The sequence below is a fragment of the Desulfobulbus alkaliphilus genome (genome assembly GCF_016918545.1).
Taxonomy (GTDB): Bacteria; Desulfobacterota; Desulfobulbia; order Desulfobulbales; family Desulfobulbaceae; genus Desulfobulbus; species Desulfobulbus alkaliphilus.
The window spans coordinates 83,575-109,912 of record NZ_JAFFQC010000002.1 but is presented as its reverse complement, the minus strand read 5'-3'; the positions used below and the strand labels follow the sequence as shown (position 1 = coordinate 109,912).

The window sequence follows — 26,338 nt, the reverse complement described above, 5'->3', positions numbered from 1 at the left end:
GACGTAGTGGACTATTTTTTTACTGAACACCAACAGATGATCATTGATACCGCCCGCGAAATCACCAATGAAAAAATTATTCCAGTGCGGGCGGAATTAGATGAAAAAAACGAATTTCCCAAAGAAATTCTTCAAGATATTGCCAAGGCTGATCTGTTCAGCATCTTTGTCCCCGAGGAATATGGAGGGTTTGGCGGCGGCTGTTATGAAATTGTTCTGGCCATGGAAGAGCTTGCCCGTGGCTGCGTGGGGGTGGCCACCAGCTTTGCTGCCAGTGCCCTTGGTATTTTTCCGGTGCTCATAGCGGGCAGCGATGAGCAGAAACAAAAGTATCTTCCGGATATTGCCGCAGGCACCCGATGGGCGGCTTTCGGACTGACCGAGGCCAACGCCGGCAGCGATGCATCCGGTATTCAAACCACGGCGGTTCTGGACGGGGACGAATGGGTCCTCAACGGGACAAAACAGTGGATCACCAATGGCGGGGAAGCGCAGATCTACACGATCATTGCCCTGACCGATCCGAGTAAAGGGGCGCGGGGTGCCTCAATTTTTGTAGTTGAAGACGGGGATCCCGGTTTTTCGTATGGAAAAAAAGAAGACAAGATGGGGATACGCTCCTCTGCAACCCGTGAATTGATTCTTAAAGATTGCCGCATTCCCAAGGACCGACTTGTAGGCAAAAGGGGCACCGGATTTATCACGGTCATGAAAACCTTGGATGTTTCCCGACCGGGGATTGCCTCGCTGGGTATCGGCCTGGCTCAGGCCGCCCTTGACGAGGCGGTCGTCTATGCCAAGCAACGGGTCCAGTTTGGTAAACCTATTATTGCCTTCCAGGCTGTGCAGCATATGCTGGCTGATATGGCCATTCAGGTTGAAGCCGGTCGCGCGCTTGTGTATGCAGCGGCTCGGCATATTGACGCTCACCCCAAGAATATGTCCAAAGCCTCGTCGATGTGCAAAGTCTTTGCCACCGATATGGCCATGAAAGTGACCACCGATGCTGTCCAGGTCCTGGGAGGTTATGGCTACATGAAAGAATATCCGGTGGAAAAAATGATGCGGGATGCCAAGATTCTGCAGATCTATGAAGGGACCAATCAGATCCAGCGCAATGTTATCGGCCAGGAGCTGAACAAAGAATATTCCTGAGCAACGTCGGATAATGAAGCTACTTGTCTGTATCAAACAGGTTCCAGACGCCAAAGACGTACGTCTTGACCCTGTCACCAACACCCTGGCACGTGAAGGTGTCGATTCGATCATGAATCCCTATGACCGCCATGCTCTGGAAGAGGCTGTGGCCATTCGAGAACAGCTGGGTGGCATGGTGAGCGTGATCACCATGGGTCCTCCCCAGGCCGAAGCCGTTTTGCGGGAAGCCATTGCCTGCGGTGCCGATGAAGGCGTTCTCGTCTCCGACCGGGCTTTTGCCGGTGCCGACACCTGGGCTACTGCCTACACTTTGGCCTTTGCTGCGCAGGCCTTGGGAGCATTCGATCTCATTCTCTGCGGCAAACAGGCCATTGACGGTGATACAGCCCAGGTTGGCCCCGGGCTGGCCTGCCGGTTACAGATTCCCTATGTAACCTGTGTGCAGAAAACCCGACATGTCTCCAGGGATGCCATCGAGGTAGAACGGATGATGGATGACGGCTATGATGTGGTCCGTCTGCCACTGCCGGCATTGCTCACTGTTGTCAAGGATATCAATGAACCGCGAGTCGCCTCGCTCAAAGGCAAGATGAAAGCGAAAAAAGCGACCATCAGACAATTGTCCGCTGCTGACATCGGTGCGGATCCACTGTGTATCGGGCTGACCGGATCACCCACACAGGTTGTCCGGGTCTTTTCGCCGGAAGCCCGTGGGGATCGCATGATGTTTTCGGGAAACGTCCAGCAACAGGTCGAACAACTGGTGGCATGCCTGAAAAACCACCTCTAGACAACAAGCGCTTTACATCTCCTTAATAGTATCTATTCCCATGCTTATAATCGATAAGGAAAAATGCTCCGGCTGCGGTCTCTGTGAGGCGAGCTGTGCTTTTGCCGCTATTGTGGTTACCGATGACCTTGCCGTTGTCAATGAGGCCTGCACCCTTTGCGGAGCCTGTGTCGAAAACTGCCCTGATGACGCGTTGCGTATTGAAGTCGCAGAGAGAAGAATCCAGGAGGGTCTTGATGAATATGCCGGAATTCTTGTCTTTGCCGAGTACCGACGCGGGATCGTTGCTCCGGTCAGTTATGAATTGCTTGGGGTCGGCAGGAGGCTTGCCGACCAACGGGGAGTACAGCTCTCGGTCGTGATCGCCGGAGGAGATGTCAGCCGGCATGCCGATTCTCTCATCGCTTCCGGAGCGGATATCGTTTATCTCGCTGAAAGTCCTGTGCTGGAACAGTTTCACGAGGATGTCCATGCCGCTGTACTGGCACAGGTGATCCGCGCACAGAAACCCGAGGTGGTCCTTGCCGGCGCAACAGCCATGGGGCGTTCCGTTGTTCCCTATGTGGCTACAGTCATCGATGCCGGTCTGACCGCAGATTGCACCCGGCTGGAAATCAGAGAGTCGGACGGTATGCTGTTGCAGACCCGTCCCGCCTTCGGCGGCAACATCATGGCAACCATTGAGTGCCCCCATACCAGACCGCAGATGGCGACCGTCCGGCCAAAAGTGATGGCGCCGGCGCAACCGGACCCCTCACGCAGCGGATCCATCATTCGGCTTGAACTGGCCGAAGAGATTCTGCAATCCAGGGTCGAGGTGCTGGAATCGGTCCACAATACCGAAGATCAGGTGAACATACAGGAGATGGAGACGCTGGTTGCCGGCGGCCGGGGGCTTGATTCGGAAAAAGGTTTTGCCCTGATCCGCGAATTGGCCGATGAACTCGGCGGTGCGGTCGCTGCTTCCCGGGCTGCGGTTGACTCCGGCTGGATACCGTATCCCCACCAGGTCGGGCAGACTGGTAAAACTGTTGCTCCCAAGCTCTACATTGCCTGTGGCATTTCCGGTGCTGTGCAGCATGCAGTAGGCATGCAGTCCGCGGAGACCATTGTGGCCATCAATCGCGATCAGAATGCACCGATTTTCAATATAGCCACGTATGGTGTGGTGGGTGACCTGTACGAGGTTATCCCTGAGTTGATCAAACGGTTACGGGAGGTCAAAAAATGATTTTGGACAAGACCATAGCCCTGGTGACCGGCGGCAGCCGGGGGATAGGCCGGGCCATCTGCGTTCGGCTGGCCTCCATGGGAGCCGAGGTCGGCATAAATTATGTCGCCAACCCTGCCGCAGCCGAGGAAACGCTTCGACAAATACAGGAGCAGGGTGGCAAGGGTTTTACGGTCCGTTTCGATGTGGCCGATGCTCAGGCTGTTCAGGAGCAGATCAAGGAAATTATTGCCTCCCATGGCCGTATTGATATTCTTGTCAATAATGCAGGAATCACCCGTGATGGCCTGATGGCGCGCATGAAGGAAGAGGACTGGGACAGCGTGCTCGATACAAACCTCAAGGGCGCTTTTCTCTGCAGCAAGGCCGTGATGAAAACCATGATGAAAAACAGGCGGGGAAGGATCATCAATGTCTCTTCCGTCGTCGGTTTTGTCGGCAACGGCGGCCAGGTCAATTATGGTGCCGCCAAGGCCGGCCTGAGCGGCCTGACCAAATCCATGGCCAGGGAACTGGCCGGTCGAAATATCACTGTGAACTGTGTCGCACCCGGGTATATCATCACCGATATGACCGATGGACTTCCCGAAGACGCCCAGGAGGCGCTCAAGGCACAGATTCCTCTGGGAACACTGGGAACACCTGAAGATGTTGCTGCATCGGTGGGGTTCCTGGCATCACCTGACGGTAATTACATTACCGGTCAGACCCTGCATGTCAATGGCGGGATGTATATGGGACATTGAAATCTAAAGAGCGATATCCAGGATCATGGACATCGTCTGATACCACATAAAAAAAATCAACAAGCTTATTTTGAGGAGAATACCAATGGCAGTCGAAGCAAAAATGATCGATATTATAGTTGAACAGCTCAGTGTTGATCGGGACAAGGTTGTTCCCGGAGCATCGTTTGTCGATGACCTGGGGGCCGATTCCCTTGATCTGGTCGAGCTGATCATGGCCATGGAAGAGGAATTCGATGTCGAGATTCCGGACGAAGAGGCGGAAAAGATTCTCACCGTACAGAATGCCATCGACTACGTTGCAAAAATTCAAGGATAGGACGAGGCAGGGCAAGTGAAGCGACGGGTCGTTGTTACAGGAGTAGGACTGGTCACCCCGTTGGGAACCGGGACCGAACAAACGTGGGACGCTCTGATCAATGGACGAAGCGGGGTTGGACCTATTACCCGCTTTGATGCCTCTGACCAGGCCTCGCGGATTGCCGCCGAGGTCAAGGACTTTGAGGTCGAGGCCTGGTTCGAGAAAAAACAGGCAAAAAACCTCGATGCCTTTGTTCAGTACGCTGTTGCCGCCGCTGACATCGCCTGGAAAAACAGCGGCCTGTCGATCACCGATGCCAATGTCCACCGGGTCGGTGTCATTACCGGCTGTGGTATGGGCGGGCTGCCCACCATTGAAGAATATCATACTGTTCTCGTCAATCGAGGACCACGGAAGATCACCCCGTTTTTTATTCCCAGGGTCATTCCCAACATGGCTTCGGGGCACATCTCCATGTGGATCGGCTGCAAGGGGCCTAATTTAACCCAGACAACGGCCTGCGCCGCCGGTACCCATGCCGTGGGCGAGGCCTTTCGTCATATCGCCTACGGGGATTGTGACGCGGTCATAACCGGAGGGGCCGAATCGGTTATCTGTCCCCTGGCCGTTGGCGGATTCAGTGCGATGAAGGCCCTGTCAACACGGAATGACGAACCATTGGCAGCTTCGCGACCCTTTGACCTGGACCGGGACGGATTTGTTATTTCCGAGGGGGCTGGAATGCTGGTTCTCGAGGAAATGGAGGCGGCCAGAAAAAGAGGGGCTACCATCTACGCCGAAATAATCGGTTATGGTCAGACCAGTGACGCCTACCATATTGCCGCACCTCCCGAGGATGGAGAAGGTGCCGCCCGTTGCATGGCCGCAGCCCTGAGAGATGCGGAACTCAACCCGGAGGACGTCGATTATATCAATGCGCATGGTACGTCAACGCCTCTCAATGATAAATGTGAGACCCAGGCGATAAAAACGGTTTTCGGTGCCCATGCCGGTCAACTGGCCATCAGTTCCACCAAATCCATGACCGGGCATATGTTGGGTGCAGCAGGTGGGATCGAGGCCGCTTTTACAGCTTTGACCATTCATCATGGTGCCATTCCACCCACAATCAACCTGCAGACTCCGGACCCGTCATGTGATCTTGACTACGTACCCAATGTAGCCCGTTCGCAGAAGGTCAACGTGGCCATGTCGAATTCGTTTGGTTTTGGGGGGACCAACGGGGTGATCATTCTCCGCCGGTTTACCTGAAAACCCTGCGCTGGTAAAAAGTAATGCATATTGCCATAGGCTGTGACCACGGTGGAATTGCCCTGAAAAGAGAAATCATCGCCTTTTTGAGCAACCATGGACACCTGGTCAACGATGTCGGATGTCACTCGGAAGATTCGGTGGATTATCCGGATTTTGCCAATCAGGTCTGTGCCGAGATTCTTGCCGGTCGCTCAGATGCCGGTATCTTGATCTGTGGCACCGGTATTGGTATGTCCATGGCAGCCAATCGTCATCGCCATATTCGGGCTGCCCTTTGCCACGAGGCCTTCACCGCCCGGATGAGTCGGGAGCACAATAATGCCAATGTTCTCTGTCTGGGAGGGAGGGTCCTTGGGGTCTCCCTTGCCTTGGACATAGTCGGGATCTGGGTCGAAACCGCTTTTACTGGTGGCCGTCATCAGCGCAGGATCGCCTTGATGGGGTAACCCGTACGCACTCGGTTCCGACCTCTTTACCACCGGCACGCTGATCATGGCTGCCGGTTTTTTTTATTTCCTGGACCCGAGAGCGTTTCATGCCCAACCAGCACATCTACCGTGCAGAAACGTGTAGAGAAGTATCGTCTCCAGCTGCATTTCACAGGTGTAAGGAGTCTTCATGAAGTGTCCCTATTGCGGTCATCTTGACAGCAAGGTCATTGATTCCAGAATCAACAAGGACAAAACCATCACCAGACGTCGTCGTGAATGTACTTCATGTCAGCAACGATTCACCACGTATGAGCGGATTGAATTAATGTTGCCGATGCTGATCAAAAAAGATGGCAGAAGAGAACCCTGGGATCGGGGCAAGATCGTCGCGGGTCTGGAAAAAGCCTGTGAAAAACTGGCGGTGAGCATGGCCGACATCGATACTTTTGTCGATGCCATTGAACAGAAGCTCCAGGATTATGGCGGCAAAGAGATCTCCACCCGGCAGATCGGCGAGTGGGTCATGGAGTCTCTGCCCAATCTGAACGAGGTCGCGTATGTCCGTTTCGCTTCAGTGTATCGGCAATTCAGAGATGTCAATGAGTTCATGGAAGAGTTGAAACTTTTCCTCGGCGAACAGGGAAAACACTGATAACGGCAGGTGACTTGGATGGAAAATCAGGATAGCCGGTACATGCATCTGGCCCTGCTTGAGGCGGAAAAAGGCTTGGGTCGAACGTCTCCCAACCCGTCTGTGGGAGCGGTTATCGTTCAACAGGGTGAAGTGGTTGGCCGGGGCTATCACCAAAAGGCTGGTTCGCCCCATGCAGAGATTCATGCCATTGCCGATGCCGGCCAACGGGCTCGTGGTGGTGTTTTGTATGTCACCCTGGAACCCTGTCGTCATCGCGGTCGGACCCCTCCCTGCACCGAGGCAATTCTCGCTTCAGGCCTTGCCACGGTCGTTATCGGCATGGAGGATCCCAATCCGAGAGTGAGAGGAGGCGGGGCGAAATTTCTCCATCAGCAGGGGATCGAAGTCCGATCCGGTGTGCTGGAAGAGCAGTGCCGGGCCTTGAATCATCCTTTTATCAAGCATAGCGGCACCGGGCTGCCATGGATCGTCATGAAGGCGGGGTTGAGCCTTGATGGTAGAATAACCCGCAGGCGGGGGCAGGGCGAACCGCTGACCGGGCCACAGGCAAAGGAATATGTGCACCGTTTGCGCAATCAAACCGATGCCATACTCATCGGCGTGGATACAGCCCTCATCGATGACCCCAGCCTCACCACCAGGTTAATCGGTTCTGTGGATACCAGGGACCCTCTGCGGGTTATTCTCGATGGCAGCTTACGGTTGCCGCCGAATGCGCACATGCTGAGGCAGGACTCGGCGGCGCAAACCTGGGTGTTCTGCAGCGAAACCGCATGCCGCGAGAAGGAAGCCCAGCTCAACGATAGTGGGGCCCGGGTTGTGCGCATACCCGTGGATATGACACAACGGCTCGATCTTATGGCCGTGTTTCGTTTCCTGGGTGAAAATGATTGCACCTCTGTTCTGGTCGAGGGTGGGGCCAGAGTTCACGGAGCTGTCTGGGGGCAAGGATTGGTCGATGAATTACTGCTGTTGTACGCCCCCTTTATCATCGGCGATCTGGGCACACCTCTGGTCGAAGGTTTTCATCTCGAACGTCGACCGGCAACCACCATCTTCAGTCATCCCACTGTTCAAACCCTGGGAGATGATATCCTTGTCCGTGGCCTGATTCGACCGGAGTTTCGTATCGTCTGCTAACCAGGGGTTCTTGCAAACCACCTGGGACATCAAAGCCCTGCTCATCAGTGGCTTCCAAAATCGGCTCTGTTCCCTGCATCCTTGCTGCGCTGTACATGTACTCATCGAAACAGAACCTCTCTATCGCGGTTCCCTTCGCCCACACACCTCCCTGAATCCGTGACGGCTGGTCAGGCACTACCTACCTTTTATGTATACCCCGGCCATGATCTCCTTGAGCTGTTCCCATTTTTCCAGCAACGCTTCCTTGTCGGCAAAGTCGAGGTGGACAACCAGCCGCTCGTCTTCAAAAGAGAGGCTGTGGTCAATGGTCATGCCGTTCGGCGGCCGCAGCTGGTGGACCAATTGCTCAAAGTCTTCCTTTGCCCTGGTGCTGGCCGGAGCGCTTCTGGCAGACAGAAACGCCAACAAATTCTGTATCTGCTGCGGCATGTTCTCGGACACCACCTGACAGCTCTCGCGCCATTCGTCGATGAAGTGCCTTGCCGAACAATGGTCACGCAAGGATAATTCCGTGAGCAGCTCAATCAGTTTCTGCTGCTTTGAACCGCCGAGCCGGTAGGTGGTGATCAGGTGGACCATGCAGCGCTGATCCTCCCGGGAATGCCTGGCCAGTTGCTTTCCTGTCTTAAGGGAAAGAAGACCCCGGTACAGGCCACGGACTGCTTCAAAATCAAGATTGAGAAGGCCTGTGATGTCGCTGACCTTAGGACTGTTCAGGCGATATCCCAGCAGGGCGAGTATGGATGACAGCTCGTTCCTGGTCAGGTATTGATGCGCCTGGCGGAGGATATAGGCCTGGAGAATGAGGTTGGCCCGACAGGCTGGCAGGTCATGAAGGATTTGAACAGCGCACAAGGTGAACGGTGGTGTGGAGTCGGGCAGAATCTGGGCGAAGCATGTTTCCAGGCCAAGGTTCTTGAGGACAATAAAAGAAGCATAGCCCCCCAGCAAATGATAGGAACCGTTGGCCTGCTCATGGACGGGCAGAGGATGGAGCTGTCCGAGGACACGGATAGAATCAAGCACTGGTTCTTCAATGTGGCCATCGTGGAGGTCACGAAGAAAACTGTCCGGAAAATCGACCGAATGTAAATTGATGGTGCGGAAGCAGTACTGCGGCGGTTCCACGGGAAAAAGAAACATGAGGGGGCTGTGGCCGAAAAAGAGGTTATCAAGGCAGGCTCAGGTGTCCCCGGTGACCGGGTACACACGAAGGGTTGAAGTGCTCTGTACCCTTGATCCGTGCAGGCTGGACTCTTGTTGTTGATATATCTTGCTGCAATTATAATATAATTACAGCAGCTCCCTTGAGGCTAACCTTCATCAGCCACCTTTCGGGGCGTTCGTCCGCACGTCAACTTTGTTGCCCGGGCGGACGAACGCTCACGGATCCTGGGACATATCCTGGGCACAGCAGCCTGATAGTCCGCGCGATGGACCGCTGGTGACAGGTAAGCTTGATTCAGTCCGAGTTGATACGGGAACGGAGAATCCCCGATGGCTTGAAAGTGACCACCCGTCTGGCGTCAAGGGTCAGTTCGCTGCCGGTTTGCGGGTTTCTGCCCCGACGGGATTTTTTATCCTTGACATTGAATTTCCCAAATCCGCTGAGCAGCAGGTCTTCTCCCATGATCAGAGACTCTTTGGATAACGATAAAAAGGTTTCCACTGACTCGGTGGATTGTGATTTAGTCAGATTGGGATGGGTCTTGTAGACCTGCTGCACGAGATCTGCCTTGGTCAGCGTCATGATGCTTTCTCCTTGGTGCCACGTTAAGGGACTGTGGTTCGTCTTTTCAAGGCGTATAATAGGAACAAATACGGTTGCTTGTCAAGACGCTGTTTTAGGAAGAAAGAAAAAGGCATCCGTGCCGGCAAAGCGAGCGGCTGGACCCAGTTCAGCTTCGATGCGTAATAATTGATTGTATTTGGCAACCCGATCGCTTCGTGACGGTGCACCGGTTTTAATTTGTCCGGTATTCAGGGCCACCGCCAGGTCGGCGATGGTCGCGTCCTCGGTTTCACCGGAGCGATGCGAGATGACCGCGGTGTATGAAGCCCTATGAGCCATTTCCACAGCATCGATGGTTTCCGTGACCGTACCGATCTGGTTGAGCTTGATGAGGATCGAGTTGGCAATGGCGTCCTTAATGCCTTTGCGCAGTATGCTGGTATTGGTGACGAAAATATCGTCGCCCACCAGCTGGATTTTTTCGCCCAGCGCTTTGGTCAGTTCCTGCCATCCCGACCAGTCGGATTCATCCAGCCCGTCTTCGATGGTGATCAGCGGGTATTTGTTGACCCAGTCAGTATAAAAAGTGATCATTTCCGCGGCTGATTTTTTCGGGCTTTTCTCCGCTCCCAGGATATAGACGTTGTCCTGGGAAGAATAAAATTCACTGGCCGCCGCATCAATACCGATGAAGATATCTTGTCCAGGCGAATAGCCGGCCTGGACAATGCCTTCCAGGATTGCCTCCATTGCCTCTTCATTGGAACGTAGGTTAGGGGCAAATCCGCCCTCATCGCCGCCGGCGGTCTGCAGGCCTCGTTTTTTCAGCACTGATTTCAAGGCATGGAAGGTCTCGGTGCCCATGCGCAGAGCCTCTGCAAACGATGGTGCGCCGGCGGGAAGGATCATGAACTCCTGTATATCGACGTTGTTGTCGGCATGGGCACCGCCGTTCAAGATGTTCATCATGGGTACGGGGAGGGTTTTGGCGTTCACCCCGCCCAGGTACTGGTACAGCGGCAGATCCAGTTCCATGGCCGTGGCTTTGGCAACGGCCATGGAGACACCGAGAATAGCGTTGGCCCCAAGCTGTTCTTTGTTGACGGTGCCGTCAAGTTCCAGCATGGCGTTGTCGATCACCACCTGTTCCGAGGATTCGAAGCCGAGCAGAGCCGGGGCGATGGTCTCGTTGACATTGTCCACCGCCCGGCGGACACCCTTGCCGCCATACCGGCCGGCATCTCCATCCCGCATTTCCAAAGCCTCTCTGGTTCCGGTCGATGCGCCGGAGGGGACTGCAGCCTGTGCCTTGACCCCTGTTTCGAGACAGACCTCGACTTCCACGGTGGGATTGCCTCTTGAATCAAGTATTTCTCGGGCCAGTATACCGGTAATTTCGCTCATAACGCTGTACGCTCCTGTGCTTTTTGGGGGATCAGATGTTTCCAGCCATCTGGAAGATCGGCAGATACATTGCTACTACAAGTCCACCAATCATGCCACCAAGAAAAACCATCATGAAGGGTTCGATCATGGCCGTCAGGTTGGCAACAGCCTGATCGACCTCTTCATCATAGAAATCGGCGATTTTTTCCAGCATGGTATCCAGTGCGCCCACCGATTCACCAACATTGATCATCTGCACCACCATGTTGGGAAAAACACCGGTTTCCTCCAGTGGTTCGGCGATAGGGCGACCTTCGGCGATGCTTTCGGAAACACGGAAAACAGCACGCTCGATGATCTTGTTCCCCGAGGTCCTGGCCACGACATTGAGGGCATCGAGAATCGGTACACCACTCTGGAGCATGGTGCTCAAGGTCCGGGTAAATTTGGATACAGCTACTTTTCTGGTCAGTTGGCCGATCACCGGGGCCTTGAGGGTCATGGCGTCGATACGCAGCCGGCCTTTTTCCGTGTTGTACAATTTTTTAAATCCATAAAAGAGGAGGATGGCGAAGATCACCATGTAAATAATATTATTCTGCACGAATTCGCTCATGTTGACCACCAGCAGGGTGACAGCTGGCAGGGCCGCATCCATGCTGGCGAACATCTCGACAAAGACCGGGATAACAAAGACCAGGATAACAATGAGAATTAAAATAGAAATCGCCAGGCAGATAACGGGGTAGGTCATGGCCCCTTTGATTTTTTTCTGCAATGCCATGGCTTTTTCCTTGAAAACGGCCAATCGGGAAAGGATGGTGTCCAGGATACCGCCTAACTCGCCGGCCTCGATCATGTTGGCGTACAGGCTGTCAAAAACGGCGGGATGTTTCCGCATCGAATCGGCCAGGGTCGTGCCGGTTTCCACGTCATTCTGGATAGTAGTGAGCACCTTGCGAAAGGTTGGATTGGCCTGCTGTTTTCCCAGAATCTGCAGGCACTGCACCAAGGGAAGTCCGGCATCGATCATGGTGGACAACTGCCTGGTAAAGATGACCAGATCCTTGCCTGAGACCTTGGGTTTGAAGAGGTTTATGTTTTCAAAGAGGTCTTTGGGTTTTTCTTTGATGGTCGGGTTTTCAATCCGTAAACGTCTGAGTTGTGCCCTGGCTCCGGCCTCATCGACAGCCTCGATTTCACCTTTGCGTTTTTCACCATAACTGTTTTTCCCTTTCCAGACATAGATCGGCATGCAGAACTCTCCAGGCAATCTCTTGAGTTTTTAAAGAATGAAACTGTGATAAGAACTTGACAGATGAGACAATTGCCTTTATAAAAATAATTTTTTCCGGGAACAGGGGTCTTGCGACCCAATCTGTTTTTATTGTATGGAAGAATTTTTTCTGATTCAAGAAAAAGTTTATATTTTTTCAGGAGTTGCCAATATGCAAACAAATGATGTGGCAAAGTTCGGCGATGGCTCTTTTCTGCCGGTAATCGACCAGTGTGAAGGATGTGAGCGCATCGTCGAAACGGAGGGCGCCAAATACTGCAACACCTATCTCAATCCCGCGGCAAAATGGCGAATCGGGTTGTGCAATTTCGCCACCCACGCCAAACCGGAAGTGAATTTGGTCAAGATCCGGGTCAATCCGCTTAAAGCGGCGAAACGTGCCTCACGCCGTAAATAAATTCTTGTACAGCATCTGAACTTTGCTGCGGTCGTGCAAGGCGGCCGCAACTCTATCCTCACAGCCGTTTCAACATCGCTTTCCTCTACCGCCAGACTGTTTATCTCCCGAAGATATGGGATCTATCCGACCTTGTACCCCTCCGGTCGCCTGAGACTGGAGGGGACACAGTATCCTGGATCCGAGAGCGATCGTCCGCGCGTCAGCTTTGTTGTCTGTGACCGTTCGATTAATGGACACTTTATCGGACGGTTACGGGTAATGGAGCTGACGTGCGGACGGAAGCCCGGAAGGGCGGCTAGTGAAGGTTATTATATGATCATAACAAGCGTTTAGCCGTCATGGATTCAGGAGTATCCATGGGTGGTTATTTCCTGCCGACACCGGTGTAGCGGAATCCTGCTGCCCGCATTGTTTCCGGGTCGTAGACATTACGCAGATCGATGAACACCGGGTCGTTGAGCTTCTGTTTCAATTGCTCGAGATCAAGAGCCCGGTACTGGTTCCATTCCGTCATCAAAACAAGACAGTCGGCACCTTCCGCGGCCTGGTAGGCATTTTCAGTATATTCGATACCTTTGGGCAGGTACTCTCGGGCCTCGTGCATACCTTTGGGGTCATGGGCCCTGATTCTGGCCCCTTTTTCCATGAGTGCCGGCAGAATGGTGGCTGATGGTGCATCCCGCATGTCGTCTGTTTCCGGTTTGAAGGTCAGGCCGAGAACGGCTATGGTCTTGCCTGTTTCCGAACCTCCGAGCATTTCGCGGATTTTTTTCACCATCCGTGCTTTCTGGGCTGCATTGACCTCCACAGCAGCTTCAACCACCCGAACATTTTCTCCATGTTCCTGCACGATGCGCATCAGTGCCAGGGTATCCTTGGGGAAACAGGACCCGCCGTACCCCGGGCCCGGGTGAAGGAATTTACTGCCAATTCGTCCATCCATGCCGATAGCCTTGGCCAGGTCAATGACATTGGCATTGACTGATTCGCAGACGCAGGCGATTTCGTTGATGAAACTGATCTTCACCGCCAGAAAGGCATTGGCTGCGTACTTGGTCAGTTCAGCAGTTTCGATGGTGGTGCTGACTATTGGTGTATCACGGAGATAGAGGGGGTTGTATATTTCCCTGAGGACCTGTTCTGCTTTGGTGGAGGCAACACCGATAACTACTCTGTCCGGTCGCATGAAATCATTGATGGCCGCTCCTTCCCGAAGGAATTCCGGATTGGAGGCAACATCAAAATCTGCCTGTGGGTTCACCTCGCGGATAATCCTGTCCACCTGTCTGGCTGTTCCCACCGGCACCGTGCTTTTGTCGATGACCACGGTATATCCCCGAAGGTGACCAGCGATCTCTCTGGCGGCCGCAAAGATATAGGAGAGGTCGGCATACCCATCACCCCTGCGTGAGCTTGGGGTCCCGACGGCAATGAAGACCGCTTCCGCTTCGGGGACAGCCTGAGCCATGTCGTTGGTGAATTGTAACCTGCCTTCAGTGGTATTTTTCTGTACCAGCACATCCAGCCCAGGTTCATAGATGGGAATTACTCCCTTTTGCAGAGCGGCAATTTTTTCTGTATTGGTATCAACGCAGGTGACAAAGTGGCCGAATTCAGCAAAGCAGGTTCCGGTCACCAGGCCGACATAGCCGGTGCCGATCATGGTTATGTTCATTGCATCTCCTTAAGTTGTCTGGTGCCGAACAATGCAGTTCCGACCCGGATGATGGTCGCCCCTTCCTCAATTGCCACCGGAAAGTCACCGGACATGCCCATGGAAAGTTCGACGTTGGTGTTATCTGAAAAGAGCTGCCGGTCGGCGAACCGTCGGGCGAGATCTCGTACTGCTCGATAATATGGCCTACTGTGTTCAGGGTCGGGAGAAAAGGGGGGAATGGTCATCAGGCCCCGTACAGGCAGATCCGTTTTCTCCCTGATTTGTCGCAGGAGGTTTTCAGCATCGTCGCACGAGATGCCGGATTTCTGTTTTTCCCCGCCAACATTGATCTGAATAAGAATCGAGAGGTTCTTATTGAGCAAATGTACCTGCTTGTCAAGCGCGATGGCAATTTTCAGCCGATCAACGGTTTCAACCATATCAAAGAACCTGGCCACCTGGGCAACCTTGTTGCTTTGCAGGTGGCCGATGAAATGCCAACCGGTCACTCCCAGGCAGTGTGGTATCTTCGCAACGGCTTCCTGGAGATAGTTTTCTCCAAACAAGGTCTGGCCGCAGGCAATGGCCCGGCGGATTCCTTCAATGGACACCTGTTTGCTCACCGCCACCAGTTTGATATCCGCTGGGTTTCGTCCCGCCTGCAGGGCCGCCTGGGTTATGGCGGCACGGAGCATGGTCAGGTTGTCGTTGATCATACAGGGTACTCCCGGGGCAATTGAAAGAGGCGCAGGGCATTGGCCGTGGTTGCGCGGGCGACCTCCGTCAGGGAAAGCTGTTTGAGCTCGGCCACCATTTGTGCCGTATACAGCATCAGTTTTGGTTCGTTGCGTCTGCCCCGGTTGGGGACTGGTGCCAGAAAAGGCCCGTCGGTTTCCAGGAGAAGATAGCGGAGATCAATGGTGCGGACAACTTCGTGGAGCATGCGGGCACCGTTGAAGGTGACGACACCGGGAATAGAAAGATAAAGGCCCAGATCAATCGCAGCCATGGCCAGTTGAAGGTCACCGGAAAAACAGTGCATCACCCCGCCTCTGGGTAAAGGGCCGCAGGCACGAAGCAGGGCAAGGCAGTCGGCGTGGGCTTCCCGGTCATGGATGATCACCGGTAAATCAAGTTCCCGGGCCAGATGGATCTGCCGTTCGAAGGCGTTGATCTGCACATCACGTGGGGCATAATTCTTGACATAATCAAGACCGATTTCACCGTATCCGACCACGGAGCTGCTTTCAGCCAGCTGGGCCAGCTGCTGCAGCGCCGCATCGGTTGCCTGGCGAGCGTTATGCGGGTGAAAGCCGATTGTGGCATAGATGCCGGGGTAACGTTCGGCAAGCCTCACGGCTTTTCTTGAACTGGCCGCGTCGATGCCGACGGTGATAATGCGACGGACACCCTGATCAGTCGCCCTCTGGATGACCATATCGAGGTCATTTTGATACGCATCCATGTCAAGGTGACAGTGTGTATCGATGAGTTCGATTGTGTCAGGCAGGACAGGAAGAATCGGGAAAGTTTTTTTCATGGAAGGTGCGCAATGGAAGATCTGTTACCTGGTGACTGGCCAAAAATTATTGCTACTGTACTCTGAATCGAGGCGCGCTGGCAAAAGGAACCGCAGGCATATAGTTCAAATGGTGGGTTAATTTTCACAGGACAACCAAGAGTCAGAGAAAGAGTGGTGTTTCTCGATGGGCATCGCTTGGGACCGAAATTGCAAGGGGTTGTATTGGAGCTGCAGCTCGCTGTCCGCAGCACGTGGAGAAGCAGTACCCGGTCAGTGCCACCGCATATAGGAGAAATCCTCAATCATTGCAAAGAATGTTTGTTGACATCGAAACCTTATTTTTTTACAACTGGTTATCTGAGCCATCGACAATTGACCAGGCCGCCTCTGGCGTTGACTTTGCTTACCGGGGACCATTAGCAGGGCCAGACCTCCTCTTTACACGGAGAATCCGCAATACCGGCTGACGGTCATTCGGTTCAGTTCAGGAGTCGGTTGGTAGAGCGGCGCTTGCGGGTAGTCCCGAGATAAACGTCCATAGTGATGGAAAAGTACCGTACTGTCAAGAGTCCACTTGCAGAGAGGGGCTGCTTGTTTTTATGAAATAAGGAGGATACGTCGAATGAAAGAGCATAACGGAATCAAGCTGTTGGTCTTCCTTGGCCTGGTGCTGTCACTGACATTGGCCGGTTGTGCCGCGACAAAACCAAAAGAGAGCATTGAGGTCTCCGGTGGCCTGCCTCAGGTGACCGGTTTTGCCGATGACATCACGGATATCAGTATGCCTGCCGAGCTGAAATGGGATCGAAGAGGATCTCTCGGCATAAAAACAGAATCCTTTCGCGGCGGGATCTGGAGATACAGAGGCCGGGTTGAAATCCTTTCCCTGAAAGATTTCATGATCAGCTCCATGCAGGGCAACAATTGGAGGTTAGCGGGTGAAACCACGTCCAAGGATATCATGCTGGCATTTGTCAAACCCAACAAGACCTGTATGATTTTCATTACCGATGGGTTTCTCGGCAGAACCGAATTGACCCTGTACATTACCATGGATCAAACGGCGGCCATGGGTATGAATCCCTTTGGTGAAATTGTTCACCCGTAATCCTGCGCAATATGGCCGGCCTGCAGGGCAAAAAAATTCTCTTCGGGGTGTCCGGATCCATTGCCGCCTATAAAGCGGCGGAATGGGTCCGGGAACTGGTCCGTGAAGAAGCGGTGGTCACAGTGATAATGACCGCGGCTGCGGAACGTTTTGTCAGCAGCCTGACTTTTGCCGCGCTTTCCGGTAATCCGGTGCATCTTGATATGTTCGACACTGATTCGGAACGAATCATGGCTCATATCAATCTGTCCCGGGAAGCGGATGCCATGCTCATCGCGCCGGCTACTGCACAGACCCTTGCCCGCCTGGCTTCCGGCATAGCGGAAGATCTCCTGGCAACGGTGGCCCTTGCCGCCCGCATCCCGATTGTTGTCTGTCCTGCAATGAACTCGGCCATGCTTGCCCATCCGGCCGTCCAGGAGAACATCAGCCGTGTATGTCGTTTTGGCTACCATGTGGTGCACTCGACCAGCGGCTCTCTGGCCTGCGGTGAAATTGGCGACGGCAGGCTGACGGATTGGGAGTCAACCCGTGAGACCCTGCTGGCACTTTTTCAGCCCGATGATCTTTGCGGCCGGCAGGTTGTGATCACCGCCGGCCCGACCCGGGAGCCACTTGATCCGGTCCGGTTTCTCAGTAACCGGTCCAGCGGCAAAATGGGGTTTGCCCTGGCACGGACTGCGCGCCGTCGAGGCGCGCAGGTGACCCTGATCACCGGTCCGGTCAGTCTTGCCAATCCGCCCGGTGTGGATGTGATCAGAGTGTCGACTGCCGAGGAAATGGCCCAGGCGGTGTTCGGCTGTGCCCCGCGGGCGGATGTCATTGTTAAATCGGCGGCGGTGGCGGATTTCAAGCCCATTGCCTTTTCCGAACATAAACTGAAAAAAAAGACTCAGGGCCTGCAGCTTGATCTGGAGAAAAATATCGATATTCTTGCCGAACTCGGAAGAAAACGGCCTCCCCGCCAATTGTTGGTGGGTTTTGCAGCGGAAAGCCGCGAGCATGCCAGCGAAGGACGGCGCAAGCTGGTGGAAAAAAACCTCGATTTGATCGTCGTTAACGATATCCTTGGACCGCAGACAGGCTTTGAGGTCGAGACCAATCAGGTGATCCTCATTGATCGAAAGGGACATGTTGAGTTGCCGCTGCTCAGCAAGGAAGCCACTGCCCATCGGATCTGGGATGCCGTTGTCACTCTCTTGCCCGCGGTGTCCGTCAGTCCTCAGGAGTACTCCAGCGGGAATCGGGATCCTGGATGCGCATAAGCCGATCGGAACAAAAAAGGCGCATGAAGCAGGTCCAGGAGCTTGTCAGTGAACTGGCAAGCCTGCCCCCCCAGGTCATCAATCAAGCGCCCTGCCCGAGCGAAATTCAACAACACCTGATTGAAATCGGTGCATTACGGGGCAGTGAACGTCAGCGATCAGTACGCTATGTCACCAAGCTGGTCCTTCGCGAACAGGCCCTGCAAGATCTCTATACCTTCATCAGCGCCTATCGCGGTACAGCCCTGGAAGAAAAAAGGCAGTTCCATGCCTTGGAGTTCTATCGCGATACCTTGATCGATGAAGCCATCGAGCAGATGCGGATCTGTCAAGCCGAGCACTCCGAGTGGCAGGAGGATTGGACCAGCGCCACCCTGAAGGAGATCCAAACGCATCTGCCCGCAATTGACATCCGGGCCCTGTCGCGACTTGCCTACCTCTTTGCCCGGACCAGAAACCCCCGCCACAGTCGGGAGATTTTTCGCTCACTGCGTGCAGCGCAGGATCATCAACAACGGGCTGAAAAAAGAGGGGAAAAAGAACCTGCCGGGGGGAATCAACACAATCATGCACTCGGTCCGGGTGCCTGATAATCGAACTCGATCAAGGATCCATTTATCGGGGCAGGTTTTTTTTGCGGAGAAACAGGCCGCCGGGCGCTGGTCAACCAATACCAGGCAGACCGGTCGTCCAAGCATACAGGGTGGTGGAGCAGACCTTTTTACTCCTCCCTCAATTCGTGACGGCTGGACGCATGTTTTGGATATATCTTACTGTACTTATCTTATAATTGCTCAGGAATTCTTGACAATATTTTCACCAGCCGCCCTTCGGGGTATCCGTTCGCACGCCATCTGCATTGCCCGTACCCGTCCGATAAAGTCTACTGTACTCGCACGGTCACAGACAATACAGCTGACGCACGGACGAACGCTTACGAATCCAGGTCCTCGCTTTTTTTCATTTTCCTGGCATACGAAGCAGCCTCCATGCCAGCGATGCATCCTTCGCCCACTGCCTTGGCCATTTGGTATGGGGGGCCGACAATATCACCGGCAGCATAGATGCCGGCCACATTTGTCTCTTGTTTCCGATTGACAGCGATGTACTGCAAGGATTCGCTATCGAGTTGCACCCCGATCTGAGTCGCAAGTTCGAGCGCGCCTTTTGAGCCCAGTTCGATGAATAATCCTTCGCTCTCAAGACGCGTTCCATTCTCCAGTAGAATCGAGGTGACCATGTTTTTTCCGCAGACCTCTCTGACCGAGCTTTCGATGCACTCCACCTTGCTTGCTTTGAGCCGCTCCATCAGTTCCCTGGCAACATTAAGCTTTGCCGACACCAGGTAGACTTTGGCTGCATAATCCAATAAAGTCAGGGCACCATCCACTGCGGCGCTTCTGTCTCCGGTCACCGTAACGACTGCACCCCGATAAAAATTGGCGTCGCAGTCAACACAGTAACTGACCCCACGACCGATGAAGTCTTTTTCGCCGGGAATACCCAGCTTCTTTTTCGAAACACCCATGCTGAAGACAAGGGAGCGTGTCGTTATGCTGCGACCACTTTCCAGTTCGAGCTGAAACAATTCGTTTTCCGAGACGATCTTGAGGACATCTTCCGGCGAGACCTCCGCGCCGAAACTTTTTGCCTGTTCAACACCGGTGCGCAGCAGATCCATTCCCTCCGAAATACCAGGAATAAAGGCATAATTCTCCACATGTGCCCAATAGAGGGACGAGTTTTCGATGCGGCCCAGCATGAGGACATCGGTCTTTCTGCGGACTGCATGGATGGCTGCCTGAATGCCGGCCGGACCGGAGCCGATTATTACCACATCATACATTTGTTTTGACATGCCTGCCTCCAGATAGAGAAAAAAAGGAGATGGATAGGTTAACCAGGTGATTTGATGGATTTTCGCCGAATGTAATGATTAGTACACCATCTCCAGATCTCAGTCGACAGAATAATTGTTTTCGGATATGCTTAACAGTTGTTATAAATCGCCTGAGCCAAGTCATGGCCAGCTTGCACGCCTCAAGGAAATCCGGAATGCAGGAGGCATTTTTCCTCCACCCGCCCGGTCAGCCGCTTTGATCATGTCGAGCAATGTATAATCTTTTAAACAGGAAGGAATTTCGTGTCGGTATCTATTTTTGAAATGATGGCGCATGCCGGTCTGGTCGTCAAGCTGGTCATGCTCACTCTGCTCCTTTTTTCCATCGCGTCCTGGTCCATTGTTTTCATGAAACATCTGCTGTTTAAAAAGACCCGCAACGCCTCCTCCGATTTCCTGGAAGCGTTCTGGAGCAGCAAGACCCTCAATGAAGCCTACGATGCGGCCAGGCAATATTCTTTGAGTCCCGAGGCCGCGGTTTTTGTCTCCGGCTACAGTGAATTGAAAAAGATCAGCGCCGCCCGTGGAGTCGGGCAGCAGGCAACCACCCTCAAGGGGCAGCTGGCCACCACGGATAATCTCAAACGGGCGGTGCGTAAAGCCCAGATTCTGGAAACGGATCGGCTGGCGCGTTCCCTCTCGTTTCTGGCAACCACCGGCAGCACTACACCTTTTATCGGCCTGTTCGGTACGGTATGGGGGATCATGACCGCATTTCAGGGGATCGGCGTCAGCGGATCCGCATCCCTGGCTGTTGTGGCTCCCGGTATTTCCGAGGCACTGGTGGTCACTGCCGCCGGACTCGCCGCTGCCATTCCCGCGGTCATCTTTTACAATCACTACTCCGGCAAAGTTGTCGAATTCGAATCCAGCATGGACAGTTTCAGTTCGGATTTCATCAATCTGATCGAAAGAGATATTCTCACCAGGACATAATTACATGGGACCCATGGGAACAAAAAACGGTAAGCGGGGGTTCCTTGCTGAAATCAACGTGACACCGTTTGTCGATGTCATGCTGGTTCTGCTGATCATCTTCATGGTCACGGCGCCGATGATGACACAAGGTTTGGAGATCGAACTGCCCGAGGCCACCACCAAGGCGTTACCGCAGCAGGAGGAACCGCTGGTGGTCACCATTAACAAGGATGGCGAAATTTATTTGAAAAATGAAAAGGTTTCCCATTTGTCTCTGCGCATGCAATTGAGCGAAATGGCCGAGGAACGGAAAAGGGAAGGTATTTTCCTGCGGGCGGATAAAAGTATACCCTACGGAGAGGTGACATCCACCATGGCTGTCATCCAGGCAGCAGGTTTCGACAAACTGGGGATGATTACTATTCCACCGGAAACCGAAAAATAAAGTGTTGAGCAGCCGGTTGTGTCTTTTTCTGAAACCGATTTTCACCTCCATCGGCAGGCCGATGAAAAGCGCTGGGGTATGGCCTTACTGTTGGCCATGGGGGCGCATATCGGCCTTTTTGTCCTCGCCATCTATCTGCCTTCCCTGTTCGATACCCGAACAATTGCCACCGAGATTGTTGCTGTCAGTCTGGTCTCGATGCCGGAAGAGTTTGTTTCTTCGGAGGCTGCCGCCCCAGCCGAGTCTGCTGCTCCACCGGCCGCTGAACCCGTAGATACACCGCCGCCCGAACCGCCTTCTGAATCGGTGGCACCGCCTGAGCCGCCACCACCTCCCGAATCAACTCCGGTATCCGTGCCTGCCGAGACAGCAGTTGTTCCCGTTCCTCCGGAACCGGCTGCCACGGCTGAGCCGGTCTCCCTTGTCGCGCCGAATCGTAAAGTCAGGGTCGCGCAGGATACTCGGCTGGAGGAAGAGAGAATAAGAGAACAGGCGGCCAGGCAGCGGCAGCAGGAAGAACGTGAACTGGCACAAAGGATTGAGGAGCGACAGCGACAGGCGGAGCAGCGTCGTCAGGTGGAGCAGCGTCGTCAGGCTGAACAACGGGAGGTAGAGCGCCAGAGAGCAATCGCTGCCCAGGCCGAGGAAGAACGTCGTCGAGCCGAGGAAGAACTCAGACGCTTACGTGCCGAAGCCGAGGCCGCCACGGCCGCGGCAGTGGCCGCCCGCAACGCGGCCGATCGGGAAGCACAGGCGGTGCGTGATGCCGTCAATCGGCCCGGGAGCGGCCGGCAACAGGCTCAGACCATGGTCGAGCAGCAATATCTGTCCTCCGTGGCCCAGCGGGTCAGAAGTTATTGGGTCTTGCCGGAAATGCGCAGCTGGGATACCGCCCTGCTCGCCCAGGTGGTCATCACCATAAATAAGGAAGGCGAGGTTCTGCGCATCCAGTTTGATCAGCGCTCCAGGGATCCCCTCTTTGATCAGTTGGTAGAAAGAACGATTCGCAACGCCTCCCCTATGCCTCGGTTCCCTTCAATGCTCCACAAGGACAGCATTGAAGTGGGTTTCAATTTCAAGCCGGGCGAACTTGGCAATATATAAGGAATCGTGTATATAAAAAAACGTGTTTCCTTGAGCCAAACACAACCGGCATCCAATGATATTGTTGGATACCACTCCCCAAAACCATCGGTTGACTATGCATACCAAGTTTTTTATTCCTGTTTGGACAGCTATTACCTGCCTGCTGTTGTTGTTGCCAGTCAAGGAGCTGCAGGCGGAACGTCTCTATTTTGATATAACTGCCACCGATATCCGCAAGATCGTCCTGGCCGTACCTGATTTCACCACAGCCCCGGGACAGCAAAACGGGGCAGCCGCGGCGAGCTTGTTAGCCCAGGGTTTTGCACTGCACAGTTTCCTTGATGTCATTGATACCGAACGCTACGGTGGCCGCCGGGATGCCAGTTGGAGAATGCTCGGGGTTGATTATGTGATAATGGGAAAGATCGAACCCGATCCAGCCGGCGTGATGATCGAAGGCCAGATTCTTGATGTTGCCACCGGCCAGATGCTGGCTGGTCGCCGGTATCGTGGAACTGAGGCCCAGTTCGACGATATGGTGCTGCGGCTCTGTGACGATCTGATCGAAGACTTCACCGGTGAAATGGGGGTGTCCCGGACCTCCATTGCCTATGTGTCGGATGGAACCGGGCATAAGGAGGTCTATGTTGCCGATATCCTCGGACGGAATCCACGGCAGGTGACCCGCCACCGGGCCCTCTGCGTTTCTCCCCGCTTCACTCCCGATGGCCGGTATCTGGCCTATTCAACCTATCATCGCGGCAACCAGGATCTGTATATCACCGACCTGCGGCAAAGCGCCACCACCACCTCTCTTTCCAGGCGACCTGGAATGAACCTGGCGCCGGCTTTTATGCCGGATGGGCAGACCATGGTGGTCACGCTGAGCCAGGACGGTAACCCTGACCTGTATCTGCTCGATCGCCAGGGGAAGATCCTTGAGCGCTTGACATCTCGCTCCGGAATCAATGTTTCGCCATCCCTGACTTCGGATGGAAGGATGCTGGCTTTTGCATCCGACAGGACCAGAAGCGGGCGGCCCAGGGTCTATATTATGGATATGCAGACCCGGCAGACCCGTTTACTGCAAAACGGTCTTGTCGAGAGCAGTGAACCGGCATGGTCTCCGCAAGGTGATGAAATTGCCTTCACTGGTCTGGTGGATGGCAGATATCATCTCTTTATCTCCGATCGCAATGGCGCTAATGTCCGGCAGGTAACATCCGGGCGAGGTGACTTTGAGTCACCAACCTGGTCCCCTGATGGAAGACAGCTCGCCGTGACCCGAAAAATCGGCGGCAGGTCTGAAATCTGCGTGGTCGGGAAAAATGGCCGGGATATTCGGGTCCTGTTCAGGGTGCAAGGCAATCAATCCTATCCCCAATGGTCCCCCCGGCTGCCGTGATACTCTGAGTACCGTCTTTGGGAGGAATGGTTCACCCAAAGACAGGTGGGTGATCGGAGTATCCTGGGAGGACCATATCAGCAGGCCGGGATACGGCAGGCTAAGAGAGCCGCGGTTTTATCCGGGCATTGTTTGATTAAAATGGAGTGTACCTACATGAGAAAAGTGATGAGTATTGCCGTGGCCGGTTGTTCACTGTTGCTGCTAAGCCAGTGCGCAACCCAGGAGGAGGTACGCACGCTGCAAGTGCAGCTTCGGGCCGTCAATCAAAAAGTGGAGAATATCAGACTCAATACCGTTGATGAGATGCAAAGACGGCAGGCAAGTTCGGTGAGCAAGATTGATCATGTCGAGGACGAGACCTTGCGGATCAGGACCGCCATCGAAGAGAACGCGGCTCAGACCGCACAATTTCGTGATCAGGCCAATGAAAATATTGCCGGTCTGCGATCGACTGTCGACGGGCTTCGGGCTGACCAGGAAATGAAATACGCGGAACTGAATCAGAAAGTTCTTGATTTGGAGGCAAGAATTGCCGAGATAGGGGAGAGTTTTGCCAGAGTCCAGCAGACCCGGATCAATGAGGCGGAGCAACGAGCACGAGAAGCGGCGCAACGGGCGGAAACAGCTCGACAGCGGGCGGCCGCCTCAGCTCCGACCACCGCATCCCCCAGTGCCGGGCCGGTGGAAGTTACTCCCGATACCCGTAAAACCAGAGTCGCTCCGCCCTCGGTAACCGCAGCCCCCGCAGCGGCGCCTCCGCAACGAACCACACAGCCGTCGCCTGTCGCGGTGCAACCCAGTACGCCGCCTGCACCGGCCCCTGCCCCTGAACCTGCGCCGGCTGCGCCCACCCCCGCTCCTGCCACGGATCCTTTTGCCCGTGCTCTCAGCCAGTTCAATGAAGAGAAGTACCAGGAGGCCTATAGTTCGTTTGAACAGATCCTGACGACCAATCCCAGCAGCGCCGAAGCGGCGAAAACCCTGTTTTACATGGGCGAGAGTCTGTTCAATCAGGGCGAGTATGACCTTGCTATTCTGGACTACCAGAAGGTCATTTCCAATCACAGCACCAATGCACTCACGCCTACGGCTTTGTTAAAACAGGGCATGTCCTTTGAGAGATTAACCGACCACGAAACCGCGAAAATCATTTACAGGAAATTGATCAATGACCACGGCAACAGCCCCGAGGCTGCCCAGGCTCAGGAGCGCCTGAGCAAACTCTAGGTATGAGCGGGCCTGGTGCCGGTAAAAAAGCACGGCTTGATGCGTTGCTTGTTGCCAGAGGTCTAGCCAGAGATGTTCCCCAGGCGGAACGACTGATCGGCGCCGGTCGTGTACTCGTTGACAGTCACATGTGCGATAAGGCCGGTACCTTGGTTCACACAGGCAGCCTGGTCTCGGTCAAGCCGGGAAAACGTTTTGTCAGCCGGGGCGGCGATAAGCTCGAAGCCGCTCTGCAGAGATTAGCTCTAGACCCAAAGGGCTGTGTCTGCGTTGATATCGGTAGCTCAACCGGAGGGTTCACCGATTGCCTGCTACGCTACGGTGCCACCCGGGTCTACAGTGTTGATGTGGGGTATGGTTTGCTTGACTGGAAACTGCGTCGCGATGAGCGGGTGGTGGTTCTTGAACGTACCAATGCCCGGCATCTGAGCAGAGAGCATATTCCCGAGGCCATCGATCTGGCGGTTATCGATGCCTCCTTCATTTCGCTGCAACCGCTGTTGTCACCGCTGCTGCGATTGTTTCGCGCCTCGGTGCGTATTCTGGCGCTGGTCAAGCCGCAGTTTCAGTTGCCACGGGACAAGATCATGCCGGGAGGTGTTGTCAGTGACGATGCCCACCACCGGCTGGCACTGGCCATGGTACGCGATTTCGCCTTGGATCTCGGTTTGCAATCTGCGGGGACCGTTGCTTCTCCGGTTCGAGGAATGAAAGGGAATCAGGAGTTTTTTATGTTGTTGTCCGGTTTTTTTCCTGTGGAGAGGATCAGGACGGAAATAGAGAAACAAGGAGGTCATGATGTTTCAGAGGTTTTTTAAAATCATTCCGGTAACTGTTTTTTCCATAGTCCTTGGTTTGAGCAGTGTGGGTATGGCCGAATACTTGAGTGTCGCCCGAGATAACATCAATCTGCGCTCGGGTCCAAGCACGAATACGAGCGTTTTATTTCAGCTGCCCGCCGGGTTTCCCCTGCGGGTGCTCGAGCGGCAGGGGGAGTGGTTCAAGGTGACCGACTATGAAAATGACCAGGGATGGATTCATCAGTCTGTGGTCAATAGGACACCCCATGTCATTGTCACTGTCAATGTCTGCAACATCCGCAGCGGTCCCGGGACGAACCATGATATCGTTGGCACCGGTTCCCGTGATGTCATTTTTGCCAGGCACGAGCAACAGGGTGATTGGATCAGGGTTTCCCATCCGGCGGTCTCCGGTTGGGTGCACAAGGATCTTGTCTGGCCGAATTGATCCCTTCGG

The 26,338-nt window shown here is 54.2% G+C and carries 28 protein-coding genes; 20 read left to right on the top strand and 8 right to left on the bottom strand.

Annotation, left to right across the window (positions count from 1 at the left end; genetic code table 11):
* Positions 1-6: 6 nt before the first annotated feature.
* The 9 genes from JWG43_RS20010 (at position 7) to ribD (ending at position 7,727) form a co-directional block, all read left to right on the top strand.
* Entirely contained in the window at positions 7-1,155 is a 1,149-nt protein-coding gene (locus tag JWG43_RS20010) for an acyl-CoA dehydrogenase family protein (protein ID WP_338033211.1), read from the top strand.
* Positions 1,156-1,168: 13 nt separating this feature from the next.
* Positions 1,169-1,948: an electron transfer flavoprotein subunit beta/FixA family protein gene (locus JWG43_RS01555; RefSeq protein ID WP_205241052.1), complete on the top strand. Its 780-nt coding sequence runs from the start codon at positions 1,169-1,171 to the stop codon at positions 1,946-1,948.
* Between the two features lie 40 nt (positions 1,949-1,988).
* A complete protein-coding gene (locus JWG43_RS01550; protein ID WP_205241051.1) occupies positions 1,989-3,179 on the top strand; it encodes an electron transfer flavoprotein subunit alpha in 1,191 nt (396 codons plus the stop codon).
* On the top strand, positions 3,176-3,925 hold the full coding sequence (fabG, locus tag JWG43_RS01545) for a 3-oxoacyl-ACP reductase FabG (RefSeq protein ID WP_205241050.1): 750 nt from the start codon (positions 3,176-3,178) through the stop codon (positions 3,923-3,925). Before JWG43_RS01550 ends, fabG begins: the two co-directional genes overlap by 4 nt.
* Before the next feature lie 85 nt (positions 3,926-4,010).
* Positions 4,011-4,244 carry an acyl carrier protein gene (gene acpP, locus JWG43_RS01540; protein WP_205241049.1) on the top strand — a complete coding sequence of 78 codons (234 nt, stop codon included), beginning with the start codon at positions 4,011-4,013 and terminating at the stop codon, positions 4,242-4,244.
* 15 nt (positions 4,245-4,259) lie between these two features.
* The gene (fabF, locus tag JWG43_RS01535) at positions 4,260-5,498 is read left to right on the top strand and encodes a beta-ketoacyl-ACP synthase II (protein ID WP_205241048.1); all 1,239 of its coding nucleotides are present in this window, start codon (positions 4,260-4,262) and stop codon (positions 5,496-5,498) included.
* Between the two features lie 23 nt (positions 5,499-5,521).
* Entirely contained in the window at positions 5,522-5,947 is a 426-nt protein-coding gene (gene rpiB / locus JWG43_RS01530; protein WP_205241047.1) for a ribose 5-phosphate isomerase B, read from the top strand.
* A 172-nt stretch (positions 5,948-6,119) separates the two neighbouring features.
* Positions 6,120-6,584: a transcriptional regulator NrdR gene (gene nrdR, locus JWG43_RS01525; protein WP_205241046.1), complete on the top strand. Its 465-nt coding sequence runs from the start codon at positions 6,120-6,122 to the stop codon at positions 6,582-6,584.
* An 18-nt stretch (positions 6,585-6,602) separates the two neighbouring features.
* Entirely contained in the window at positions 6,603-7,727 is a 1,125-nt protein-coding gene (ribD, locus tag JWG43_RS01520; RefSeq protein WP_205241045.1) for a bifunctional diaminohydroxyphosphoribosylaminopyrimidine deaminase/5-amino-6-(5-phosphoribosylamino)uracil reductase RibD, read from the top strand.
* 177 nt (positions 7,728-7,904) lie between these two features.
* On the opposite strand, the gene JWG43_RS01515 is transcribed toward ribD, so the two are convergent.
* From JWG43_RS01515 to JWG43_RS01500, 4 genes are all read right to left on the bottom strand, one after another.
* Positions 7,905-8,873 carry a ParB/RepB/Spo0J family partition protein gene (locus JWG43_RS01515; protein ID WP_205241044.1) on the bottom strand — a complete coding sequence of 323 codons (969 nt, stop codon included), beginning with the start codon at positions 8,871-8,873 and terminating at the stop codon, positions 7,905-7,907.
* A gap of 319 nt (positions 8,874-9,192) precedes the next feature.
* The gene (locus JWG43_RS01510; RefSeq protein WP_205241043.1) at positions 9,193-9,480 is read right to left on the bottom strand and encodes an integration host factor subunit alpha; all 288 of its coding nucleotides are present in this window, start codon (positions 9,478-9,480) and stop codon (positions 9,193-9,195) included.
* A gap of 81 nt (positions 9,481-9,561) precedes the next feature.
* Positions 9,562-10,866, bottom strand: coding sequence for a phosphopyruvate hydratase (gene eno / locus JWG43_RS01505; RefSeq protein ID WP_205241042.1), 1,305 nt, complete (start codon positions 10,864-10,866; stop codon positions 9,562-9,564).
* 31 nt (positions 10,867-10,897) lie between these two features.
* A complete protein-coding gene (locus JWG43_RS01500; protein WP_205241041.1) occupies positions 10,898-12,103 on the bottom strand; it encodes a type II secretion system F family protein in 1,206 nt (401 codons plus the stop codon).
* Between the two features lie 136 nt (positions 12,104-12,239).
* Here JWG43_RS01500 and JWG43_RS01495 point away from each other — a divergent pair, with 136 nt between their 5' ends.
* Positions 12,240-12,542, top strand: coding sequence for a PxxKW family cysteine-rich protein (locus JWG43_RS01495; RefSeq protein WP_240193303.1), 303 nt, complete (start codon positions 12,240-12,242; stop codon positions 12,540-12,542).
* Positions 12,543-12,909: 367 nt separating this feature from the next.
* Here the strand turns inward: JWG43_RS01495 and JWG43_RS01490 are convergent, their stop codons facing one another.
* From JWG43_RS01490 to JWG43_RS01480, 3 genes are read right to left on the bottom strand one after another with little or no spacing between them, the layout of a single operon-like run.
* Complete coding sequence (locus tag JWG43_RS01490; RefSeq protein ID WP_205241040.1) at positions 12,910-14,220, bottom strand: UDP-glucose dehydrogenase family protein; 1,311 nt, start codon at positions 14,218-14,220, stop codon at positions 12,910-12,912.
* Positions 14,217-14,918, bottom strand: coding sequence for a YggS family pyridoxal phosphate-dependent enzyme (locus JWG43_RS01485; RefSeq protein WP_205241039.1), 702 nt, complete (start codon positions 14,916-14,918; stop codon positions 14,217-14,219). The genes JWG43_RS01490 and JWG43_RS01485 overlap by 4 nt, the downstream gene beginning before the upstream one ends.
* Positions 14,915-15,742, bottom strand: coding sequence for a TatD family hydrolase (locus tag JWG43_RS01480; protein WP_205241038.1), 828 nt, complete (start codon positions 15,740-15,742; stop codon positions 14,915-14,917). Before JWG43_RS01480 ends, JWG43_RS01485 begins: the two co-directional genes overlap by 4 nt.
* 604 nt (positions 15,743-16,346) lie before the next feature.
* On the opposite strand from JWG43_RS01480, the gene JWG43_RS01475 reads away from it, so the two are divergent.
* The 3 genes from JWG43_RS01475 to JWG43_RS01465 are packed head-to-tail and all read left to right on the top strand — an operon-like array spanning position 16,347 to position 18,687.
* Complete coding sequence (locus JWG43_RS01475) at positions 16,347-16,832, top strand: hypothetical protein (protein ID WP_205241037.1); 486 nt, start codon at positions 16,347-16,349, stop codon at positions 16,830-16,832.
* Between the two features lie 11 nt (positions 16,833-16,843).
* Entirely contained in the window at positions 16,844-18,097 is a 1,254-nt protein-coding gene (gene coaBC, locus JWG43_RS01470) for a bifunctional phosphopantothenoylcysteine decarboxylase/phosphopantothenate--cysteine ligase CoaBC (RefSeq protein WP_205241036.1), read from the top strand.
* Between the two features lie 23 nt (positions 18,098-18,120).
* Entirely contained in the window at positions 18,121-18,687 is a 567-nt protein-coding gene (locus JWG43_RS01465) for a DarP family protein (protein WP_205241035.1), read from the top strand.
* A gap of 344 nt (positions 18,688-19,031) precedes the next feature.
* On the opposite strand, the gene JWG43_RS01460 is transcribed toward JWG43_RS01465, so the two are convergent.
* Positions 19,032-19,955: an NAD(P)/FAD-dependent oxidoreductase gene (locus JWG43_RS01460; RefSeq protein WP_205241034.1), complete on the bottom strand. Its 924-nt coding sequence runs from the start codon at positions 19,953-19,955 to the stop codon at positions 19,032-19,034.
* 285 nt (positions 19,956-20,240) lie between these two features.
* Here JWG43_RS01460 and tolQ point away from each other — a divergent pair, with 285 nt between their 5' ends.
* The 7 genes from tolQ to JWG43_RS01425 all read left to right on the top strand — a co-directional run bounded on the left by tolQ (position 20,241) and on the right by JWG43_RS01425 (position 26,329).
* Entirely contained in the window at positions 20,241-20,933 is a 693-nt protein-coding gene (gene tolQ / locus JWG43_RS01455) for a protein TolQ (protein ID WP_205241033.1), read from the top strand.
* A 4-nt stretch (positions 20,934-20,937) separates the two neighbouring features.
* Entirely contained in the window at positions 20,938-21,360 is a 423-nt protein-coding gene (gene tolR, locus JWG43_RS01450) for a protein TolR (protein ID WP_205241032.1), read from the top strand.
* 18 nt (positions 21,361-21,378) lie between these two features.
* A complete protein-coding gene (tolA, locus tag JWG43_RS01445; protein ID WP_205241031.1) occupies positions 21,379-22,464 on the top strand; it encodes a cell envelope integrity protein TolA in 1,086 nt (361 codons plus the stop codon).
* Between the two features lie 97 nt (positions 22,465-22,561).
* Positions 22,562-23,851: a beta-propeller domain-containing protein gene (locus tag JWG43_RS01440; RefSeq protein WP_205241030.1), complete on the top strand. Its 1,290-nt coding sequence runs from the start codon at positions 22,562-22,564 to the stop codon at positions 23,849-23,851.
* Positions 23,852-24,007: 156 nt separating this feature from the next.
* Entirely contained in the window at positions 24,008-25,081 is a 1,074-nt protein-coding gene (locus tag JWG43_RS01435; protein ID WP_205241029.1) for a tetratricopeptide repeat protein, read from the top strand.
* Between the two features lie 2 nt (positions 25,082-25,083).
* Entirely contained in the window at positions 25,084-25,899 is an 816-nt protein-coding gene (locus tag JWG43_RS01430; RefSeq protein WP_205241028.1) for a TlyA family RNA methyltransferase, read from the top strand.
* The gene (locus JWG43_RS01425) at positions 25,877-26,329 is read left to right on the top strand and encodes an SH3 domain-containing protein (RefSeq protein ID WP_205241027.1); all 453 of its coding nucleotides are present in this window, start codon (positions 25,877-25,879) and stop codon (positions 26,327-26,329) included. The genes JWG43_RS01430 and JWG43_RS01425 overlap by 23 nt, the downstream gene beginning before the upstream one ends.
* Positions 26,330-26,338 lie beyond the last annotated feature (9 nt).

Bases quoted from the DNA above. Each gene is read 5' to 3' on its own strand.
- JWG43_RS01555 (WP_205241052.1), top strand. From the start codon at position 1,169: ATGAAGCTACTTGTCTGTATCAAACAGGTTCCAGACGCCAAAGACGTA.
- JWG43_RS01550 (WP_205241051.1), top strand. From the start codon at position 1,989: ATGCTTATAATCGATAAGGAAAAATGCTCCGGCTGCGGTCTCTGTGAG.
- fabG (WP_205241050.1), top strand. From the start codon at position 3,176: ATGATTTTGGACAAGACCATAGCCCTGGTGACCGGCGGCAGCCGGGGG.
- acpP (WP_205241049.1), top strand. From the start codon at position 4,011: ATGGCAGTCGAAGCAAAAATGATCGATATTATAGTTGAACAGCTCAGT.
- rpiB (WP_205241047.1), top strand. From the start codon at position 5,522: ATGCATATTGCCATAGGCTGTGACCACGGTGGAATTGCCCTGAAAAGA.
- nrdR (WP_205241046.1), top strand. From the start codon at position 6,120: ATGAAGTGTCCCTATTGCGGTCATCTTGACAGCAAGGTCATTGATTCC.
- ribD (WP_205241045.1), top strand. From the start codon at position 6,603: ATGGAAAATCAGGATAGCCGGTACATGCATCTGGCCCTGCTTGAGGCG.
- JWG43_RS01515 (WP_205241044.1), bottom strand. From the start codon at position 8,873: ATGTTTCTTTTTCCCGTGGAACCGCCGCAGTACTGCTTCCGCACCATC.
- JWG43_RS01510 (WP_205241043.1), bottom strand. From the start codon at position 9,480: ATGACGCTGACCAAGGCAGATCTCGTGCAGCAGGTCTACAAGACCCAT.
- eno (WP_205241042.1), bottom strand. From the start codon at position 10,866: ATGAGCGAAATTACCGGTATACTGGCCCGAGAAATACTTGATTCAAGA.
- JWG43_RS01500 (WP_205241041.1), bottom strand. From the start codon at position 12,103: ATGCCGATCTATGTCTGGAAAGGGAAAAACAGTTATGGTGAAAAACGC.
- JWG43_RS01495 (WP_240193303.1), top strand. From the start codon at position 12,240: ATGGAAGAATTTTTTCTGATTCAAGAAAAAGTTTATATTTTTTCAGGA.
- JWG43_RS01490 (WP_205241040.1), bottom strand. From the start codon at position 14,220: ATGAACATAACCATGATCGGCACCGGCTATGTCGGCCTGGTGACCGGA.
- JWG43_RS01485 (WP_205241039.1), bottom strand. From the start codon at position 14,918: ATGATCAACGACAACCTGACCATGCTCCGTGCCGCCATAACCCAGGCG.
- JWG43_RS01480 (WP_205241038.1), bottom strand. From the start codon at position 15,742: ATGAAAAAAACTTTCCCGATTCTTCCTGTCCTGCCTGACACAATCGAA.
- JWG43_RS01475 (WP_205241037.1), top strand. From the start codon at position 16,347: ATGAAAGAGCATAACGGAATCAAGCTGTTGGTCTTCCTTGGCCTGGTG.
- coaBC (WP_205241036.1), top strand. From the start codon at position 16,844: ATGGCCGGCCTGCAGGGCAAAAAAATTCTCTTCGGGGTGTCCGGATCC.
- JWG43_RS01465 (WP_205241035.1), top strand. From the start codon at position 18,121: ATGAAGCAGGTCCAGGAGCTTGTCAGTGAACTGGCAAGCCTGCCCCCC.
- JWG43_RS01460 (WP_205241034.1), bottom strand. From the start codon at position 19,955: ATGTCAAAACAAATGTATGATGTGGTAATAATCGGCTCCGGTCCGGCC.
- tolR (WP_205241032.1), top strand. From the start codon at position 20,938: ATGGGACCCATGGGAACAAAAAACGGTAAGCGGGGGTTCCTTGCTGAA.
- JWG43_RS01440 (WP_205241030.1), top strand. From the start codon at position 22,562: ATGCATACCAAGTTTTTTATTCCTGTTTGGACAGCTATTACCTGCCTG.
- JWG43_RS01435 (WP_205241029.1), top strand. From the start codon at position 24,008: ATGAGAAAAGTGATGAGTATTGCCGTGGCCGGTTGTTCACTGTTGCTG.
- JWG43_RS01430 (WP_205241028.1), top strand. From the start codon at position 25,084: ATGAGCGGGCCTGGTGCCGGTAAAAAAGCACGGCTTGATGCGTTGCTT.
- JWG43_RS01425 (WP_205241027.1), top strand. From the start codon at position 25,877: ATGATGTTTCAGAGGTTTTTTAAAATCATTCCGGTAACTGTTTTTTCC.